The 22,279-nt window shown below is 36.1% G+C and carries 11 protein-coding genes; all 11 read right to left on the bottom strand.

Annotated elements, in window-relative coordinates:
• Positions 1-4: 4 nt before the first annotated feature.
• A complete protein-coding gene (locus EOD40_RS12840; RefSeq protein WP_164905479.1) occupies positions 5-2,983 on the bottom strand; it encodes a glycosyl hydrolase 115 family protein in 2,979 nt (992 codons plus the stop codon).
• Positions 2,970-4,061: a phosphatidylinositol-specific phospholipase C1-like protein gene (locus EOD40_RS12835; RefSeq protein ID WP_128196152.1), complete on the bottom strand. Its 1,092-nt coding sequence runs from the start codon at positions 4,059-4,061 to the stop codon at positions 2,970-2,972. Before EOD40_RS12835 ends, EOD40_RS12840 begins: the two co-directional genes overlap by 14 nt.
• Positions 4,062-4,071: 10 nt before the next feature.
• Positions 4,072-5,217, bottom strand: a complete 1,146-nt coding sequence (locus EOD40_RS12830) for an acyltransferase family protein (protein ID WP_128196150.1) — start codon at positions 5,215-5,217, stop codon at positions 4,072-4,074.
• A 2-nt stretch (positions 5,218-5,219) separates the two neighbouring features.
• Positions 5,220-7,442, bottom strand: a complete 2,223-nt coding sequence (locus tag EOD40_RS12825) for an alpha-N-acetylglucosaminidase (protein WP_128196148.1) — start codon at positions 7,440-7,442, stop codon at positions 5,220-5,222.
• Positions 7,443-7,446: 4 nt separating this feature from the next.
• Positions 7,447-9,741: a GH92 family glycosyl hydrolase gene (locus tag EOD40_RS12820; RefSeq protein WP_128196146.1), complete on the bottom strand. Its 2,295-nt coding sequence runs from the start codon at positions 9,739-9,741 to the stop codon at positions 7,447-7,449.
• Positions 9,742-9,769: 28 nt separating this feature from the next.
• Positions 9,770-11,347 (bottom strand): glycoside hydrolase family 28 protein, encoded by a 1,578-nt coding sequence (locus EOD40_RS12815; protein WP_128196144.1) that lies wholly within the window; start codon positions 11,345-11,347, stop codon positions 9,770-9,772.
• 223 nt (positions 11,348-11,570) lie between these two features.
• On the bottom strand, positions 11,571-12,419 hold the full coding sequence (locus EOD40_RS12810; protein WP_128196142.1) for a DUF4861 family protein: 849 nt from the start codon (positions 12,417-12,419) through the stop codon (positions 11,571-11,573).
• Between the two features lie 81 nt (positions 12,420-12,500).
• Positions 12,501-14,291 carry a prenyltransferase/squalene oxidase repeat-containing protein gene (locus tag EOD40_RS12805; protein WP_128196141.1) on the bottom strand — a complete coding sequence of 597 codons (1,791 nt, stop codon included), beginning with the start codon at positions 14,289-14,291 and terminating at the stop codon, positions 12,501-12,503.
• Positions 14,292-14,300: 9 nt separating this feature from the next.
• On the bottom strand, positions 14,301-16,613 hold the full coding sequence (locus EOD40_RS12800; protein WP_128196139.1) for a GH92 family glycosyl hydrolase: 2,313 nt from the start codon (positions 16,611-16,613) through the stop codon (positions 14,301-14,303).
• 416 nt (positions 16,614-17,029) lie between these two features.
• The gene (locus EOD40_RS12795) at positions 17,030-18,670 is read right to left on the bottom strand and encodes a RagB/SusD family nutrient uptake outer membrane protein (protein WP_128196137.1); all 1,641 of its coding nucleotides are present in this window, start codon (positions 18,668-18,670) and stop codon (positions 17,030-17,032) included.
• A gap of 26 nt (positions 18,671-18,696) precedes the next feature.
• Positions 18,697-21,711 carry a SusC/RagA family TonB-linked outer membrane protein gene (locus EOD40_RS12790; RefSeq protein ID WP_128196135.1) on the bottom strand — a complete coding sequence of 1,005 codons (3,015 nt, stop codon included), beginning with the start codon at positions 21,709-21,711 and terminating at the stop codon, positions 18,697-18,699.
• Between the last annotated feature and the right edge of the window lie 568 nt (positions 21,712-22,279).

Here is a 22,279-nt window from a genome sequence, read left to right as displayed (position 1 = left end):
AATATTACATTTTAGTTTCTGCTGGAAAAGCATAGGAATCTTTCCATCCTCCCAAATCAATTAAAACGCGATCAATCATTACTCCCGGATCAACCATCCAGATTCTCAATTTATGCTTTCCTGCCTTATTGATAATTTGTGTTGCCGATTTTACTGTGGCATTTTTCAATACATTTTGTAGCCATTCATCACTGCGACCAAAGGTTTGAAAATCTAAAACAACAGGCTCAGCATCATCAATGGCTACGGCGCATCGCACCCCTTTTCCCTGATAAAAAGCATGCGTTGGAATGGCTTGTACTTTTACATTGGCCTGACCAAAATTAAAACTATAAAAATCATATTCCATAACAGGACTATTGGCTTTTATCGCTTTCAAATCCACTTCGGAATTAGCCGTTCTGGGCAAAGCCACACTTACTTTTCCGGCATATCCAACACCTTCAAAAGTTTCCCATTGGGCTTCTTTTCCTTCTTTTTTATTCGAATAATTCGCTGCATCAATAGACACATATCCTTTGTCTTCCACAAAGCCTTTATAGTTTTCTAATGCTTCAAACTTTGGGTTAAAAGCCGAAACTCCAATAGTAATCAAAGTGTCTTTACTCACAAAATCTATTACCGAATTGACTTTGTAACTTGGTGGAATCAATTGGTAATCATGTCCCAATGGAGCTTCTTTTTTATTTTCTCCTTTTGGCACTTTATTCCAGTCAATACTCACCCAAATGCGTTGTTGACTGTTTTTATTGTTATCCAAAACGCCTTGCGATTGCGAAATTTTAATCCAATCGGCTTTAGGTTTTGCCTGCCAGAAAACTTCTCCCACACCTTTCATAAAGACATCAATATAATACTGATTTTTTACATAAGCGTTAAAAACCGGCAGCACATCAGAATACGAATTTTCAGTTTTATGATTCACTTCCATCTCATAGCTTTCCAGTGCCAATTTCAATTCAGGTTTTGTTCCTGCAACGGCAGTAGTCGCCGTAGGTTCGCCAAAAACAGGTAAATAACGTGGCGACATACTCATGATATTTTTCCACTTTCCTCCGGCTAATTCGTTATTGAAATACTGCGTTTCTTTCTGAATTCGATTATAAGCCGCTTCTGATTTTGTAGCAAAAAAAGCAGCACTTCCTCTTCCCTGTTCGGCTACAAATTTATTTTTATACGAATACAACCATTTATGATTTAAACTCGCTGCGCCAACAACAGGATAAGTCACCAATTCGTAAAAAGCATTTTGACGACTCGCAGGAATCTCTTTTTGCAATTTCTCAGCGGCATCCATTAAACTTTGGTATTCGTCTATTCTCTTCGAAACCTCATCCCCATAGTGAATTTGAGTCAGTGCTGTTGGTTTTACTTTAGTCTCCGGCTCTACCTGATTCCAGGCCATAAACTCCGGACGACGCTGAAAAGCCAAACGATAATAGTTAAAGAATAAATCAGTTATCGAATTAGCATTTTGAGTTCCAAATTCCCTCGAAGCCCAGTTTTGCATGTGTGTTTTTACGCTTTGGCTTTTAGCAAAAGGAGTCATATCCCAAGCCATATCCAGGAACAACTCGATATTGTATTCATGTGGTTTGATATCGCCACAATTCAAAATCCATAAATCACGGGATTGAAATTCATAAGCCTTAGCCATTTCCTCCCACATCAAAACGGGATTCGTCGAATTCAGCCACAAATAATCATGCGGACGCCCCCAATACGAAGTATGGTAATAAATTCCTGCTCCGCCCGAACGTTTTTGTTCTTTTGGATTACTCAATTGACGGATGTAACCATAATTATCATCAGTCCAAACCAATTGTACGTCTTCCGGCAATTGCAGTCCTTTTTGATAATAATCCAATACTTCTTTGTAAGGTATAAAAGCCTGCGGAATTTTATTAGGTTCTTTTCCCGTCGTCTTTTTCAAAATCGCTCTTTGGTCGGTAATTACTTTTTCCAATAATTTAACCTGAGAATCCGAATCGTCTTCGCCCACAATCATTGGAGAATCGTGTTCGCCACGCATTCCTACAGTGTAAATATTTTCGAAAGGCGCTGTTTCCTTAGCTCTCTTTTTGAAAAAATCTTTGATTACCGTCGAATTATTATCATAACGGTATTCGCCCATTGTTTTGTGATTCCACTCGGCATTGATATTACTCAGCATCGGCTCCGCATGCGAAGTTCCTACCACAATGGCATAATCATCGGCCACTTCTTTGTTTTTTGGAAAAGAATAAAAGGCTTTAGTACTTTTGTGCATCGCAGGCCAAATGGTATTGGCTCTCAATCGCAACAACAATTCAAAAACTTTGGCATAAGTTTTAGGTCCAATATCCCCTGTTTCGGGTTCGAAAGTTTTAGCGGCCCAGGGTTGTAATCCCCAATCTTCATCGTTCAGGAAAATCCCTCTGTATTTTACCGATGGCGAACCATAAGTTTTCGTTTCAATATTTAAAACCAAATTCTCTTTTTTGTCCGGAGTCACATCAGCCCACCATTCCCAAGGAGAAACTCCAATCATTCTGGAAATTTCCAATAACCCATAAGCCGTTGCCCTTCTGTCGGAACCCACAATCACCAAGGCTTTTTTAATGGCTGCTGTTGGATCTTCAACCACTTGAATCTTATAAGTTTCCCATTTTCCTTTTACATCAGCAATTGTAATTTTTTGTTTCGAAACCAAATCGTCTATCCATTTGCTTTGTCCAATGGTTCCGGCCATAATTACTGTTCCTGAACTATTCTTCACATCCCGATAGCTATCGGGAGTCAATCGTTGATTACTCATAGAAAATACATCATCAGCCAGCATTTTTGCAGCTATATGAACTACTTTAGGCTCTTTGTCTTCTACTAAAATACCCGCTTTCTGATTCCCCGAAACAATAGGAAAACTGCTGTTTTGTGCCTTTACTGCATTTGCAATAAAAACAACAAAAACTAAAAAAATGGTAGTAAACTTATTCTTGAACATGATGGCTTTTTTTAATTTTTTCAAAACTGTTATTTTCAAAACTCACCTTATAAGATGATTTAAAAAGTGTCGACGGCAGGTAATAATCGGTTGAAATGACCTGCGCTCCCGAAGCTTTTGCCTTTTCAAATCTACTATAATCATTCGTTCTGGCTTCGGTTGTTCCGTCATCAGCGCGGGTGCGAACCATATAACCTTTGGCAACTAATTCTTTGATATATTCAAAATCCTTAACCGGATTATTTACAATTCTAAAAGCCGCTTCAGGCTTTCCTTCTTTCGCATTTACAAACAAAACTCTATTTTTCAAGCCCGGATGCCCATCAACATATCGGTTAATCTTAGTTTCATCTTCATCCAAAACAAAAAGAAAACGTCCTCTTACCGCATCCAAATCCGGCCAGCCTTTCTTTAAAACAGCTTCTTCTAAGGTATGGAATTTACCCCTAACCAAATCAGGGGTTATCAGTTGTGAATCCTCAAAAACCGAACGAATTTCAGCATCTATACTTTCTAAAGCTTTTTTGGTAAAAGGCAAAGGCTTCAGTAAATTTTTATTACTATCCTTAGCATTAATCAAAATAAAAATGGGTGTATGATTGGGATGCTTCAACGACCATTTTTTAAGAGCTTCCAAACCTTCTTTAAACAATAAATAATGGCTTCTGAAATCGATGTCCTGAATATGAAACATTTTTAATCCGGGCTGAGCCAGCTTATTTGCTGCATCATATTCTAATGGTTTTTTTCCTAATGTTTTTACAATAGCCAAACCTTTAGGATTCGAATAATAACCTCCTTTAGGATCATACAACACATCGTATTCTAAATTTCGAAGTCCCAAATCCAACTGTTCTTCAATAGGAATATGAGTATATTGCAGTGATTTTGCCAAGACAGAATCCTTTTTAAATAGATAATTCCACAACGGCTTTTCGATGGCAATTTTATAGGAATTATGACTGCCAATGACTTGAATGTCGTTTAATTTTATTGGATTTTCTTTTTCAGCATTAAAAGAAACCAATACAAACAAAGACACTAACAGCAATCCCGAAATTTTATTTTTCAAAGTCATCTGACAAAAATTAAATCCTGATGTAAATGCGTTTTTTATCAAGCCACCAACCAACAGCCCAACAAAGCAATGTAAACAAAATTGCGGTGACAAACGAGCCAAAACTTCCCGGAAAGATTCTTTGAATAATGCATTCGCTAAACCATTCAAAAGCATCCATTTCCTTATTTACATGAGTAAGACGGCGTAAAAACGTAAAGAACAGCTCAGAAAACAAATAAATAAACATAGGATTTTTTCCAAAAACGGTACAAAACTCTACCCCAAAAGTCTTTTGCTTTAATTCAATAAAATAGATTAAAACAGCCATTATCGATAAATCGATTCCAACAGTATACAATACAAATGAACCGGTCCACAACTTTTTACAAATTGGAAAAACCAAATCCCACCAACGCGCCAACGCCATCAGAAGAAAACCAACTAACAACAGTTTTGCTATTCCTTCAAATGATTTTCCAATTTTTTGGATAAATTTTCCAGCAATAAAACCTGCTATTACATTGACAATGGATGGTAAGGTGCTTAAAATCCCTTCCGGGTCAAAAGGCACCATATCGCGTTTATAAATATGTCCGTTTCCTAGAACAAACAAATCAAGACGAGTCCCAGCATTGGTCGCCATCTCCAATTCAGCTCCTGACTGACCAAATAAATATAATAGCCCCCAATATCCCAACAAAAAAATCACCGATAAAACAATCGCAACCTTCTCGGACAAATAATAAAAAATAACGGCTGTAGCAAAATAGCATAAGGCGATACGTTGCAAAACTCCCATTACCCGGGTTTCGGAAAAGGGTTTTAATTCCCAAACGCCATCAATTCCCTGACGAACAAAGGGAAACCAATACATTAAAAATCCCAACAGAAAAATGATTACTGTGCGTTTGATTACTTTTTTCCAAAATACATCAGTAGCAGTTTCTTTCATTTTTCCCATCGAAAAACTCATCGCATTTCCCATTGCAAAAAGAAAGGATGGAAATACCAAATCGGCTAAAGTAAACCCGAACCATTCAGCATGGGTCAGGTAGGCATAGAGATGAGCTCCCGTTCCCGGCGTATTGACCACAATCATTAAACAAATCGTTAGTCCCCTGAACACATCAAGAGAGAGAAAACGATTGGAATTTTGGTTAGAAATTGTCTCCATAGTTAATAATCGTATTTAATTGTTGTCATTTGCTCTGTAACAGGAATAATGCGAGATCGGTATTTTTTATGTAACGCCCTGGCAATCTCGTTCGGATTCCCTGTAGCTTTTACTGGAAAATCCTTTCTTGCCGTTACCCATTTCCATTCCCATTGTTTTATTTTTTTGTCAAAATCATCCTGATTAAAATGCCCCCAACTGGCTTTTACATCCGTAAAAAATTGTTGCCAACGCGGTTTATAAAAATCAGTAAACAGTCCGCTCCACTGACGGTTGCTGTACTCGTGCAATCTATTGTCAGCTCCACCCCAAAGTGTAATCAGGTCGCGTGCGTTTTGCTCATACAAGGCTTTTTCTTTTTCGTCAATTCCCCAACTTCTGGCATCGGCAATCCAAGGGCCTAAAAGGAAATCCTGACGACTTGCCAATAACTTATCCATATCGTCAATCAATTCTAAAAATTCTTTGCTGTTTTTATCAAATGCTGCTTTATCATTATTTTGATAAGCTTTAGCTATTTGCTGTTGCAAAGGCAAGGCATAATTAGCCAAAACCTGTCTTGTAACATCAACCAAATCATATTGAAAACCATCCGATTTTTGACAAGCAGGAATGGCTTTTATAAATAAATCCCAAGCCGGAAGTAAATCTTTTGGTGTGTAATTTAATTTAGTTCTCGCCCAGCGACGGTAACCTTCAAAAGTAGGACGCGATACAATAATAGACTCTGCTCCGTCGCGAATCACCTGTCCGTTATACACTGTTTTCACCAAAATATCCCAGGCTTTGGAAATATCCGCATTCGATTTTCCGTAGCGGTTTAAAGTGTATTTAGCTAGCCACGAATTCAGATCTATTGGGGTATCTCGCCAGGTATTATCGGTCATTAGCTCATACAAAACCGGATTTTGTTCGATGGCTTCCATCGTGAGTCCGATTCCTTTTAACTTTCCTGATTTAGCATCCGCCAATACTTTTGCCGGTTCATTGGCTACGGTTTCGATTCGGCCAAACATCGAAATATTTCCACCAAAATTGTGCAACATATTCCAAATCCATTGTTTCCCATAAAAAGCTTCTGTTCGTTTCCAAACGGGTTCAATCTCGGTAGCCAAATCCAAAATAATCATACGATCATCTGGTACTGCATCAAGCATTCCTTTGATTTGTGGTGCTTCCCAAAACTCTCTGTGACTGTAAAAAAGCCAGCCTTGCATCACCCAAACCGCATCTGTATCGGCAGATTTCATGCCTTCGAAAATCTTCTTGCTCAATTCAGAAAGATAGGCAGGATTATTGGATGGTGGTGTATTTTCGTTAAAAGTATCCGCTGAATACAAATGATCGGTTCCGTAGATTTTAGATTGCATCTCTAAGAATTTCTTGCCAATTTCGGCAAACAAAGGATCATCAGAATCTAAAATGTAAGTATCCTCAAAATCATTTCCCCAATTGGTTTGCTTTAATTTGGCATTAGGAAAAAACTTTTTAAAAGAAGCCGGAACGTGTCCCGTAAAAGCCGGCAACACCGTTTTCATTCCCAATTCGCGTTCTCTTTTTAGAATTTTCAATTGCAAGTCGCGGTGCGTATCTTTCCAGTTTTTCGATAAAGGTCCGCCCCAACCGTCTAAATTCCCCATCCAAAACCATGAAAAATAAGCCGGTCCACTAAAAAACGAATTCAAATCTTCGTCACTAAATCCGTATGATTTATAAACCTCATCCCAAATGTATTCTTCTCCTGTAATAGCAAGCGGCATGTTGATTCCGTGCAAAGCCATCCAGTCGATTTCTTTTTCCCAACGGTTCCAATCCCACCAACTCATACTGTAATTAAACGTGCAATAGTTCAGATAATAGCGGTATTCGTAAGGCGTTTTTTTATGAATCAATTTGGGAACTGCCGGTAATTTTTTAGGCAAATTCAAATTCGTTCCATTCCAGGTAATTTGACTATTGGTGTATTGATTCAAATAATAATACAAAGCCGAAGCAATCGAAACGCCATTGTTTCCTCTTAAAACAATTTTATCTCCTTTAGAAACTATTTCGAACCAATCTTCCTTGCCTGAAGATTCAATTTCGACACTAAATTGCGAAGCGTGATTAGGCACAACACGGGCAATCAGAGTTTCTTCCGGAGTGTTATTTGACTTTTGCAATGAAGTTGACCTACAAGCAAAAGAAATTAAAAATGCTGTTATCAGGTAAAATGTATTTTTCATATTATTATTCTTCAATTATTTCGTCCGATTTAGAAGGCGGAACTTGCTTTGTTCCCCAAATTTTAGAAGGCGTTGCAGCCATTTCAAATTCCAATACACCACCTTTTACAATATCCTGATGTTCGATAAAGGCATTTTCAAATGGCTTACCGTTTAATGATACGGATTGGATGTATTTGTTTTTATCCGAAAGATTCTTGGCTTTAATTGTAAAATCCTTTCCATTTTCCTGATGAATCACCGTTTGTTTGAAATAAGGTGAATTAATCAAATAGTACGATTGTCCCGCATTAGGATACAAGCCCATCATGTGAAAAGCCAACCAGGAAGACATAGCACCTGAATCGTCATTTCCAGGAATTCCGTTTCGGCTAGTGTTGTAATTTTTATCGATAATTTGGTGAATTCGATCGTTACTCAAATCAGGACGACCAATCCAATGGTATAAATTCGGACTCAAAAACGAAGGTTCATTCGCCACATTATAAAATTCTTTATCAAAGAGCGTGTTCAGTCTTTTTTTGAAAGCTTCATTTCCGCCTGTTTTTTTGATTAACATCGCCACATCATGAGGCACTGACAACGAATATTCCCAGGAACTGGCTTCGTAGAAAACACCACACCACCAGCAAACACAATTAGGCCAATCTTGCGCTAAAGGCGAATAAGGCACATAAGATATTTTTCCGTTGGTTGCAGCACATTGAATACTGTCTACCCATTTTTTATTCGAATCTTTAGGCATAATAAAACCACGGGAACCATTGTCTTCAATATCTCGCCATAGGTTTTGCCAGTTGTCCGATTGCTTGATAAAACGCCAATATTCTCCTTTGCGTTTGGTTCCTTTGGCTACAATTGCCAAGCAATAATCGTTATAAGAATATTCTAAAGTGCGGTTTCCGGAACGCACATAATCGGTAGAAACATATCCTAATTTATTGTAATCTACTAATCCGCCACGACCTTCTTTTTCTTCATTTCCTCCCGGAGGAAATAGGGCATCTTTCATCATCGCATCCAATCCAACTTTATAATTGATACCTTCCAATCCTTTTACAAAAGCATCGGCAATAACCACCTCTGCATTCGAACCACCTTGGGTACGTCCATTAGAATTCCCGCTTCGGGCTTCCGGTAAATAGCCATCGCGTTTGTAAATTTGCAACATCGCATTCACAATATCTACTTCTCTGGAAGGATTCAACAACGTAATTAATGGACTTGAAGAACGATAAGTATCCCAAATAGCATAAAAATCGTCATAATAAGGCGAATCATTTTCCCATAACGGATTTTCTCCTGTACGATCCACAGGCATCAACATCGTATGATACAATCCTGTGTAAAACATGGTTTTCTTTTCTACCGAAGCTTCTTTTTCAACCTCTACTCTTTTTAATAAATCTTCCCATTTTTGTTGGGTTTCGGCCAATTCTTTGTTGAAGTCCCAATGCGGAATTTCTTTATCAATATTTTCTCTGGCTTTCAATGCGCTAATGAAAGAAATCCCGATTTTCATGTTTACGGTCTTATTAGCTAATTTTTCGAAAAGCAACATCGCTCCCGTTTTCTTTCCGTTATCCACCTGATTTTTTTCATTAGGAAAAAACTTTTCGCCTTTCCAGGTAGAGAAATTAGTAAATGGCTGATCGAATACGGCAGAAAAATAAACGGTATAAGTACCTCCATTGTTCCAACCACCGCGAACTTTAGTATAACCGCGAACTTCAGTATCCGAAATCACTTCTACCTGAGAACCCACAAATTGCTGTGCTTCTCTTCCATCAGGAATAATGGACTCGTCCAGATATCTCCCTAAATCAATTTTAATTGCATTTTTAGCATTCGAATTAAAAATAAATCGATAAAAAGCAGCTCTGTCAGAAGTGGTAATTTCTGTTTGAATATTCCACTTTTTCAATACAGCACCATAATAACCTAAGGTTACCTTTTCGTTCTCGCGTAAAGATTCCTGTTTTATCGATTCAAAGTCGCCCGAAATTGGCATAATGGAAACATTACCATATTTAGCCCCACCGCCTGTACCACTCACATGCACTTGGCTAAAACCATAAATAGGCTTGTTTAAATCTGTCGTGAAACCACTATTCGCATTTAAGTCATTATCAGGACCTGGTTTAATCATTCCGTAAGGACATGACGGCCCTACAAAAACATTTCCCAATCCTTCCGAACCAATCATAGGATCGACATAACGATGATTTTGTGCACTCAATGACAAACACTGTAACAGCAGTGTCAAACCAACAAAAATGGAATTTCGACTTTTCTTCATGATTTCTATTTTAAATACTAAAGCGGTTTTATGGTATGGTTTTTATATTCGTTTCTTTCAAATCTATTCTGGATTCAGAGACATTTTTTAAAACAACTTGATTCGTTTTCTCTTTTGGCAAATCAATTTGTTCCATATTCAAATTTTGAACATCATCAAAAACAAATGCAGGTCGGAAATCAGTATCGTCCAAAATGACTTTTATATTTTTGAAACTAATTCCCTTAGCGTGACGTACATAAAATGCCCATGATGGCAATTCGCCAAACATGGAGAACTCAGGATATTCTTTTACCACTTCCGGTACCTGATTCAATCGGCTTAGTGGTACATAAGCCATTCCTTTAGTAGCTCTGCCGGGATACGAAATAGTAATATTTTCAAGACTTACATTTTCTATTTGGTATCCTGGTATCCCAACAATTGAAGATGGAAACGGATTATGGAAAAAATCGACTTCAGGACCTCTTAAATCGTAATTGATGTCCGGTCTTCCAAAAGGCACTTGCACTTTTACATCTTTTATGCGCACATTTTTAATACTTCCCGCTTTTTCCCCACTTCGTTGTCCTATTCGAATAAAAATAGCATTTCCTGTATTTACCGCATTAATATTTGAAACTGCAATATTTTCTATTTCAGCTCCATCAACTGATTCGATTGCAATGGTCGAACGAAAAGTGTCATATACCTGAATATCTTTAATCACCACATTTTTGAATCCGCCATAAGATGCCGTTCCAAATTTTATCGCACTGGCACTGGATTTAATGGCACAATTAGCAATGTAAATCCCATCATTAGCATATCCCGGATAATAGGATTTTAAGCAAATTCCATCGTCGGCAGTGTCTAAATCACAATTGGTAACGGTAACATTTTTACAATCAGTAATATCGATTCCATCATTATTCCAATACGAACGATTAACAACTTTCAACCCATCCAAACTAAGATTAAAACACAATTCGAAAGACAATCCCCAACAAGAAGCAGCCCCTACTTGTAAACCTTCAATGGCTACATTATCACACTGAGAAAACCGAAACAATTTAGGTCGCATCGTTTCATTAGGCCTGTTTCTGCGACTGCTATAATTAGGGTCTACGGCAATTCCTGCATGATGCAGGCTATCTATATGTAAAGCCAATTGTAACCCTTGGCCATCTATTTTTCCTTTTCCGTATATTTTAATATTGGTTGCTTTATGCGCTAACAGTAAAGCCAACTGTGAATTATCGTCTTTCTTTGGAGAGTCAGGTCTTCCCGGAAAATCCATTTTGTAATAATCCTTAGGATTCGTACTTCCTAACAAAACCGCTCCTTCTTCCAGACGCAGACTCACATTCGATTTCATTTGAATACTTCCCGATAAAAATTCCCCTTTTGGAAAAACAATACATCCGCCTTTGTTTTTAAAAGCAGCATCAATCGCTTTTTGAATGGCAATTGTATTCAGGGTTTTCCCATCTGCTTTTGCTCCATAATTAGTAATTAAAAACTCCTTTTGAGTTTTGGCTTTTTCTTGCGCAAGGCTTTTAAAACCAAACACAAAAAAGCTTACTAATAAGGCAGTAAAAAACAGTTTTGGCGTTATTTTTAACATTGTATTCATTTTGACAATTCATTATCTAAACCACAGTTTTTTTTTCAAACAACAAACTAAAAACCAGTTATTTAAATTCAAAAATCTAGTCATCAAACCTAAAAAAAGGCACAAAAAAAGTACACAGATGACACCGATTGATCTAATAAGTATCATCTGTGCACTTCTTTTTTGAGTTTCAGAATTTCAAATCCTACAAAAAATCAAGCGCTTTATTTATGCTTTATTTTATGTAAGCTTCTAACTTATCCAAAGTATTTATTTCTTTTTCTTTAGCACATGCCGAAACAATTTCAGTTGCTAAATATTTCCCCGGTTTAGAAATCAATAAATACTGTGTTCCATCATCGGTATTTTTCACATAATCTTTTGGATTGTATTTTATCGCTGCACCAACTTCTACAATCTCAGCAGCTACATCCTCAGGATGTTTTCCCCAAACAGCGATATAATTACTTCCTTTTTTAGTTTCGAAACCTTTAAAATAATTTACTCCGGTAACAAACTGTACTTTTTCTCCAGTCAAGCTAAAAGCTTCCACTTTAGCCTCTCTTTTCCCTGAAAATACAGTAACACGAACCTTGATATCTACTTTTTTTCCTTTGTAAGACACTCCTCTGGAAATCATCTCCATATAAGATGTATTTTCAGTTTTTCCAACGTGAGCCAAACGATTAGTTACCGGATTCAATGGAACTACTTTTTCTCCGTCCCAAAGCTTTACACCTCCTAAACCTACAGTTGCTCCGACTTTATAATAATCAGCTCCCCAACCTTCTTTTTGTTGTTCCGGAGTTGGATACCAATGTGCCGCTTTCAACTCTAAACCTTTCTTGGCTTTATTATAAACATCAATAGCTACTTTATCGCTAAAATAGATTCTCAATGCCATCCATTCATTTTCTACTGCCGGACCGTGATGTCCAATAGTCTGGTATAAATCTCCTGATTCTGAACCGATGTCAGTCAGGTAACTTATTTTTTCGGCTTTCATATACAAACTGTTGTCTGTATTATTTTGTCCAAAACAAATACCGCAAAACAGCAAAGCAGCCATAAATGATAATTTCATAATTTCAATTATTTATAGATTAAACTTAATTTTCGTAAAATTAAGTAAACTTTCTGCAATGCCCGAAAAATTCCTCTATTATTAGGAAATTGTCATTTTATGATGAAAAGGAGTGAAACCGGTAATATAAACATGAACTCCATCGGTGCGTAAAGTCCCTTGATGATAGGTATATTCTTCACTATCTAAATTACTTACGTTTTGATGTTCACAAATCCCGGGACCTATCTGTATGGCATCTGTTCCCATTGATAATTGAGCCGTACCTGATTTCAAGAAATAATTACCTTTTTCTCCTTGTGTTGCTCCCGCTATTTCTGTCCCTTCTTTGAAACACATTTCTATCGTTATTTCTACATTAGGAGGACCATCCACTTTAAAATCCAAACTTAAGGCTCCATTATTTTCTTCAATTTCGATAACAGTTGTCTGTTTTTTTACATTAGATGCTATTCTATTATCAAAATCCATTTTGTTCCAAAATCGTCCATCTTTTGATTCTGATAATTGATAATCACCATCGGCTTTGCGGAATTCCGGAGCCAATGGCTGGTAATAATCGGCTTCTTTGGTTTCTTTCAAAATGTATTTATTCCCAACTTTTTCAATTCCCTCACCACTGAAATAGCCCATTCTGAAAAACGAAGACGACAATCGCATGTATTTTAATATCGCATCTCCTTTTCGATACATTAAAAAATTAGGATTAGACGATCTTCCTGAAGCTATTAGTACAGGCTTATCATTTCCTCCAAATAGCGTTATCGAAGTTTTCCCTCGTCTGATTCGGGCCAAATTGGAAAGAACAAAAAACTTTTCAAAATCATTTTCAACATTAGAACTCACAGGAATTTGCTGCTGCAACTCTGGATCCCCCATAAATTCAACCAATGAATCCTGTAGAATATACTTGTCAAAATCGGGACTTTTTTCAATAAGTTTTACCATATACGCAAACAATGGATTTCCCGTATGAATAGCCATATAACGGTATTGCAAATAAAATTTGGTAACCGTGATATCCATAAACTGATCCTGTCTTTTAGAATCTACAGTAACCAAATCGCCATTAGGTTCCGTGTAATAATAAGTTGTGATTAAGTTTTTTTGAACCATTTTCAACAACTCCGGTCTATTCAGTAATCGGGCCATCGTAATTAAGGCCTTGTCTATAACTGCCGAATAAATCCCGCTTCGTTCCGAATAATGTCCGTCCTGATTGATATAAACTCCTTCGGCCAGCCATTGGTCAATTCTTTGAACGTATCTGACATCAGGATATAGCGAATTGATATTGGCCAGAGCAGCACTAACCACCCATCGGTGATTAGGCGTGTGAACTCCTCCTGTTATCATTGCTTCCCCGGCATTTTGGATAAACTTTTTAAGTTTCTCTTTTACCTGATCTAAATCTTTTTGTTTATTCTCTCGCAAAACTGTTGCAGCCGAACAAATGTATTCTAAAACAAAAGCCGTATCAGGTGGTGATTGTCTGTTACCACCAGCATCAACCGTTCCGTCACTGTACTGTACATTCAGCATGGCATCTGCGGCCTGACTCAAACGATCGACTACTACTTTAGACTTATAAAACTCTGATGCCGAATACGAAATTGATGCCGACATAACAGCTATATCTGCTGCCAATGAACGAAAAGTACTCAGTCTAATATTAGAATCAACAACTTGTAGCAGTATCTTTTTTACTTTGGCATCATTAGCTGAAACGAGTTTTTTCATTAAATCCGAATCTACCTTAACTGCCGCAGCACTAAAAAATCTATCATTTGCAAAAACAGCGTCGCTAACCAAAGCACCAAGCAATGATAGACTTCCTAGTTTTAAAAATTCGCCACGACTTATCTTGTTCATACCTTTTTATTATTGATTCGACAATGAAAATGGTCTGTTATCCTGAGCAGTTCCCCATGTTTTATTAGGTTGGTTTCCCATTTCAAAATCTAAAATTCCTCCGTTGATAATAGAAAAATGGTCTAAATAGGTTTTATCATATTCTACTCCGTTAAAGCTTAATTTTTGGATATAATTATTTCCCGAAGAAGCACCTTTTGCATTAATAATCAATTTTTTTCCGTTTTCTAAACTCAGTGTAATTTTATCAAAATGAGGTCCCGAAATCACATACTGAGGCACTGAAGGCGCAACTGGATAAAATCCTAAGGCTGAAAACACATACCAAGCCGACATTTGTCCCGCATCATCATTTCCACTCAATCCTCCCACTTGATTACTATATTCCGTTTTCATAATTTGGGTTACCAATTCTTGCGTTTTCCAGGCTTGTCCTGAATAGTTGTACAAAAACGGAATTTGGTGACCCGGTTCATTCCCATGCCAATATTGTTTAGCGGCATGGAAACGATCCAAGTTGGCATTAAACCCATCTTCTCCTCCCATTAAATTAACTAATCCTTTGATATCCTGCGGAACATACCAAGTATATTGATAAGGTGTTCCTTCGGTGATATATGGTTTTCTGATAAACTTGTCAAAATCTTTAGTAAAAGTTCCATCGGCAAATCGGCCTCTTACACAAGAATCGGCTGCGCTATAGACATTTTGATAATTCAAAGCTCTTTTTTTCAATAATCTGGCGTTCAAAGTATCTCCTTTTTTAGCAGCAATTTGCGAAAGCGCAAAATCATCAAAAGCATATTCTAAGGTTCTCGAAACCTGTTCTCCCTGATGAAAAGATTCTTTTACCTCATCTTCTAATGGGATATAACCATATTTTAAATAGGAAGTCAAAGCACGTCGTCCTTTACCGTTAAGATAATCAGCACTTTCAGGCGTTTTAAAGGCATTTTGCAATAAATAGCCATATTCTTTATCTGAAATTTCGATGTTATTTTTCATATAAGCATCGGCAATTGCAGCTACAGTATGATCGCCAATCATAGCCGAGGTATAACTATTCCAACAAGGAAAAATAGGCATCCATCCGCCTTGTTCAGCCATAGAAAACAAACTTCTCATCATTTGTCCGTTCACTTTTGGCGTTAACATATTAAACAACGGAAGCGAAGCCCTATAGATATCCCACATGGAGAAATCAGTAAAATAATCTTCCTTACCACTATTCATCAATTGCTTCCCTCCGTTAAAACTCACATAAGTTCCATCGACATCATTAAAAGTTCTGGGCTGCAAATAACTGTGATACATTGCAGTGTAAAACTTTATTTTATCATCTTCATTTGTGCCTTCTACCTTTACTTTTGAAAGCAATTTTTCCCAGTTATCTTTTAAATTTTCTTTTGCTTCAGCAAAATCTAAACCTTTAGTTTCAACTTCTAAATTTTTTCTGGCTTGCTCAATACTAGTAAATGAAGTCCCAATTTTTGCTTCGATGGTTTCTCCTTTTTCAACCATAAAAGAAATATAAGCTCCTATGTTTTCTAAATTGGAAATCTGTGTATTTCCTTCGAGGATTTTTTCATTTTGATAAACCCCGAATTTATTTGAACTCTTACTTAATTGCACCACAAAATAACCGCTGAATCCCGCTTTTTCTCCCCAACCCTGATAAATTCTATGAACAGGATTATAGCCTGTAATTTCATTTTTATCGGCATTTATCTGGATAAAACCTTCCTTTTCATCACTATTCGGATTCACTACAATATGCGCTTCACCTGCATTTTCGAATGTAAATTGGAACAAACCGCAACGCTTAGTAGCCGTCATATTCACATCAATTTTATAGTCGGCTAAATTCACATTGTAATTATATGGAGTTGTTTTTTCGGTATCATGCGAAAAACGCGACGCTCTTTCTTCAGTTTGACATTTCAATTTTCCTGTTATCGGCATAATGGTCATACTCCCATAATCCTGTACACAGGAACCACTCAGCCAATGACTTCCTCTAAAACCTGAAATCTTTGTATCAGTATAGTAATAAGGAGCCACACATTTGGTTTCGGTCGCCTTTGTTTGAGCTGTCCAGTTAGTCATCCCAAAAGGAACCGTAACATAAGGAACAACTTGCGCATTGTTCTCTTTTGCTTCGCTATGCTGTAGGGCACTAATGGTTGTAGAAGGCGCTGTCCCGATTAAAGGATTGACAAAATCCACATACTTACTTACCGATGTTTTTACAGAACAGGAAAGTATGCTTAACAAAACGGGGACGGCTATTAACCTATATCTAAAGAAAGGGGATAAATTCATATTTATGTGTTTGCGTTTTTTGATGATACTAAAAAGCCTATTCATCAAAAATGAATTCCTATTTAGGACTATTATTCTATTGATTTTGCTGCTAAAAAACCTGCATCCGAACAAAATGAAATATTACCAAAAACAAATGGAAATGAATTAATCCGGTAAAAAGACTTCTTTTTAATTCCTTTTTTAAAACAGTTGAATTCCTTTTGATTCAAAAAAAATTAAACTATTGAAACAAGTAAAAAAGTGCTCCTTCCTTATTTAAAACTATAACTATTTGTAATTAGATAATTAAAACAAACTGCCGAATTCTTTTTAAGAAGAAAGGAGAAGAAGACAGTAGCTTCTTCTCCTTTAGGGTTAAATAAATTACCAACTTAACTTAACCAACTTAACAATCAACAATAAATAAACTAATTCTAATTCCCTGTAGCATAGTTTGGATTCTGAACCAAAGCAGGATTCAGCGTTAAAGCTCCAGTTGGAATTGGGAAAAGTCTGTGTTTTACATTAGAATCCGTTTTGAATCCCCAAGCTCCTTCGAATTTTCCAAAACGAATCATATCATTTCTATGCCATGTTTCATGAGCAAACTCACGACATCTTTCTTCATAAAGCGTTTGTAAAGTAACACTTGTCCATGGAGTAGATGTAGTACGATTATTTCTAATTGTATTAACTAATGAAATTGGTGTATCTCCTAAAGTAGCAGTACCTCCTCTTAAAATTGCTTCGGCTTTCATTAAAAGAATATCTGAATATCTTAAAAATGGTACATCATTGTTTTGATTTCTACTAGTTGAAGTAGCATCCGGATAAAACTTAATGTTTCTGTATCCCATGTTCCATGCGATTTCATCATCACCTAGATCAAATAGTCCCACAAGATTTGCAGGAAGTCCTCTATATGTAATTTGTTTAGATAATTCAACCTGATACGTATAAGTAGCACCTCCATCAGAACCTGTATAGTAAGCATCGTAACCTTTTTTAGTTGTAGTTACTGTTACAGGAGTTACTCCATCTGCTAAATATTGTTTACCTGTCAACCATTGTTTATTACGGATATCATTGACATCATTTTCAAAATTAGCATAGAATTCTGGTAATGTACTTCTAGGAGCACTCGGTGTGAAAGGAAGTCCAAATCTTGCTCTTAAAGAACGAGGTACATCATAACGAGCATGGTACATATTACCATTAAATCCTACTGTAGAAGCTGAAGGATCATAAGGAACTGCAAAAATAAATTCTTTCATTTGAGGTCCATTTGTTGGATAGAACATTTGAAGATAAGTACTTCTTCCTTCAATAGCATATAGACCCGATTTAATTACCTCATCACAAGCTGCGATACAATCGTTATTACGTTGTGTTCCTGTATATACCTCTGCATTTAGATACATTTTAGCAAGTAATGCATAAGCAGTATATTTATTAGGTCTACCGTAAGTAGAAACTCCGGATACTGCGCTTAAATTAGGAATTGCTTCTTTAAGTTCTTTTTCAACAAATTCAAAAACTTCCTTTCTTGTAGATTTTGGACGAGAAGAGAAATCTCCATATTCAGTATACAAAGGCACATCTCCATAACTGTCCATCATCATAAAATAAGCAATAGCACGCATGGTTTTTAATTCAGATATTGTCGTATTCTTATCTGCACCTTCAGGCATTGCCTTATTTAATATTGAAATAGCCTGATTGCTAAGCCCAATTACTTTAGATGTCCAATCCCATAAACTTCCAATAATTCCATTATCAGCTGTCCAATCATGAAAGTGCATTGCTATATAATTTCTTCCATCGAACCAGTTACCTCCTCTTGCCGGCATAACAGCTTCATCTGTTGAAATAGATTGCGACCACCACCAAGCAAATGAATATTCACCTCGAAAGGCAGCATAAACAGGACCTGTTGTCTGAATATATTGGGTAGAATTCTGTGGAAATACATCAGGTGTTAACTGAGTGGTAATTGGCACATCCAAATTATCACACGACCATAATAAACCAATACCTAGTATTGATAAACTAAAATATTTAAATATCTTTTTCATAGTATTTTTTTAATAACAATTAATTCTTAGAAACTAGCTTTTAAACCAAACAATACAGTTCTTGTTTTTGGATAAAAGTTATTTGAATCTACACCAGGAGCAGTACCACCTTGTTCAACCTCCGGATCAATTCCTGAGTATTTAGTAATTACAAATAAATTGTTTACTGTACTATAAATACGTAAGCTTTTAATGTATTTATGAATTTGAGGGAAATTATAACCTAAAGTGGCATTATCTAAACGAATGTAACTTCCATCTTCAATAAAACGACTTGAATACTTAAATGAATTCAAATCACTTGGAGACTCATTTTCTACATCAACTAAAATATTAGTAGTCATAGCAGTAGCAGGTCTAAACAAATCGGCGCGGGTAGCATTGAAAATTTTGTTACCAAATACTCCACGAATGAAAATGTTCAAATCAAAGTTTTTATATTTAAAATCATTAGACCAACCCAATAATAATTTTGGTTGTGCACTACCTGCATAATGGTAATCAGTTCCAATAGCAGGTGTAGTTGTTAAACTTCCATCTTTTGCTACATATTGAGAAATTCCGTTAGCATTTTTTCCTGCATATTCAAGCGTAAAAAATTGTCCCAATGGTTTTCCTTCTTTTAAAATTTGCAACGTACTACCTGTTTGACCGCCTCCTTCTGGTTGAACTCTACGAATCGAATCTCCTCCAATGAAAAATGGATTAGTCAATTTAGTGATCACATTTTTATTGTGTGAAGCATTCATTCCTGTTGACCAGGTAAAGTTTTTAGTTTGTACCGGAGTAGCATTTAAACTCACCTCAATTCCTTTATTAGACATACTTCCACCATTTGCCACAATTGATCCAATTGGTACAAGAATAGGATTCACACTATAACTGGTAATCATCCCTGTGGTTCTCTTGTCATAAAGATCAACAGACCCAGATAATTTTCCTTTTAAAACTGTAAAATCAAGACCTATGTTAGCTGTAGATGTTTTTTCCCATTGTAAATCAGGGTTAGCAGCCTGATTAGGACCATAAGCTCCAATTTGTTGACCATTATTATAGAAAGTTCCTAAACTTCCTGAGATAAATTGAGCTGTATAAGCATTAAATCCAGAAGAGTTTCCTGTTACCCCGTAACTTGCACGTAATTTCAAATCCTCAAAAACACCTTGATTTTGCATGAAGCCTTCTTTATCAACTCTCCAGGCTCCACCGATAGAAGGGAAATAACCCCATCTGTTATTAACACCAAACACTGAACCTCCGTCTCTTCTTATAGACCCTTGTAAAAGGTATTTATCATTATAGTTATAATTCAAACGGAAGAAATCAGAAACTAAACGTGTTTTTTGATAAGCAGTACTACTTCCAAAATCCACTCTATAACCTGATACTGAAGAATAGTTACTTAAAGCTAAGTTGTTATAACTTACGTTATCAACCGGGAAATTAGTTGTTGTAGCCTGGAATCCATCTCCTAAAACATCTTCCTGCCAAGAGTACCCTAATACAGCATTAATTTTATGATTTCCAAATGTTTTATCCCAAGTAAGGAAACTTTCAATAATATTATTAGTATTAGTATAAGTATTTCTTAATGCCGAACCATTAGTACCAAAGTTGATTAAAGAGTGTACCGCTGGTGGATCAGGGTTGTTGTAAAAGTTTGCACTATTATATTTTTGGTAATAGCTGTCATAGAACTCTCCGTGTAATGTAGTTGATTTTTGATAAGCTAAGTTTAAGTTATATTTTAAACCAAAAGGCAACTTAATTTCTGTTGTAAAATTTCCAACTAAATTACTTGTCTTAGTATCATCATCACCGTGATTAATCAAAGCTAGCGGGTTGAAATATCCGGTACTGATAAAGTTCTCAAAATAAGTTCCATCTGCATTTTTAACAGGTGAAACAGGTAAGTGATTTACCGCCTGTAAAAGTACTGTATTACGTTGTGCAACGTTTTGTGCATTAGTATTTGAATTAGAAACATTTAATCCAAATTTCACATTATCATTAAAAGCATATTGCTCAATAGCCAAATGCGCAATAACACGAGAAAAATCACTTGTTAAGATAACCCCTTCTCTGTTTAAAGTTGTTAAACTAGCCATGTAATTTCCATGTTCTCCACCACCACTTATAGATAAATTATGGCTTGTAGAAAGTGCACCTGAACGTAAGATTTCTTTTTGCCAGTTTGTATCCGCACCTTTATCATTTTCAGGAGTAAAAGCAAGATTGTTTTTAGTAACAAAAGCTCTTAATTGAGAAGCATTCATCATATCCAACTGATTAGAAACTTTTTCAAATCCTACATATGAACTATAACTAATTTGCGCTTTTTCTTTACTTCCTTTTTTAGTAGTTACCATAATCACCCCATTTGCAGCACGGTTACCATAGATAGCTGTAGCAGCAGCATCTTTAAGTACATCAATAGTAGCAATATCATCCGGCGAAACCAATGAAATATCAACCCCAGGTACTCCATCCACTACATAAAAAGGACCTTGAGAACTATTTAATGTAGAAGCTCCACGCAATACTACAGAAGCCTTACGGTTAGGGTCTCCACTGGCAGAAATATTCAAACCCGAAGATTTACCTTGTAATAACTGCCCCACATCACTAATAGCTCCACGGTTTAATGCTTCTGCCTTAACTGATGTAACAGCACTGGTTAAGTTTTTACGTGAACTTTTACCATATCCTACTACAACAACTTGCTCTAGAGCATTAGCTCCTGACACTAATTTAACGGTTAAATTAGTTTTAGAACCACTTAGTTTGATGCTTTGGTCTGCAAAACCAACATAAGAAACTGACAAGACAGCATTAGGTTTTGAAACATCAAGTTTGAATTTACCATCAAAATCAGTCGTAACACCGTTTTTCGTGCCGCTTTCTATTACATTTGCTCCAGGTAAAGGCATGTTTTGATCATCTACTACCTTACCAGACACCTGTGTTTTTTGCGCCCACGAATTAATTGAAAACGCTATCAAGAAAAATAACGTCAATAATTTGAATTTGGTTTTTTTCATTTTTAATTAGTATTAGTTAATAATATTATGGTAAAATTAACAGTTCGGTTCCGGCTTGGAATGGATAAATTCGTCAAAAACATATAAAATCCAATCAAAAACCCACAAAAAAAGCGGTCAAAAAATGCATTTACCGCTTTTAATTCGTTATTTTTTTAAGTTATCACCAACACTTTTCCTTAACCTACAAGCCTTTAGCCAATTTAACCTTGTCATTTCACCAATAAGTTTTTAAGTTAATTTTAAACATCCTTTTTTAACATTAAAAAAACCTAAAATCCATTTTTCAAAGCCCTTTGCTTATCTCAACTATTCTAAACCTACTATTCTTGGCTCTATATTTCACTTAACAAGGGTATCAAACAAAAAAACACCTCCTTATATAAGAATCAAAAAAAATATCATTAAATACATATAATATAATTTATCTAATAAAAATTTGATGCTGTGGTAAATTCATCCATATTTTTGGAGCATTTATCCATTTTAAAAAAATAGTATCTGCGTAATTTTGAAATTCACAATTAACCCAATAATTGTACTCTTCTAAAAAATTCAACATTAACCA

This window comes from Flavobacterium sufflavum, from assembly GCF_004016525.1.
In the GTDB taxonomy this organism is placed as follows: Bacteria; Bacteroidota; Bacteroidia; order Flavobacteriales; family Flavobacteriaceae; genus Flavobacterium; species Flavobacterium sufflavum.
Note: the sequence above shows the minus strand (reverse complement) of the source record. Positions and strands in the feature narration are given on the sequence as shown.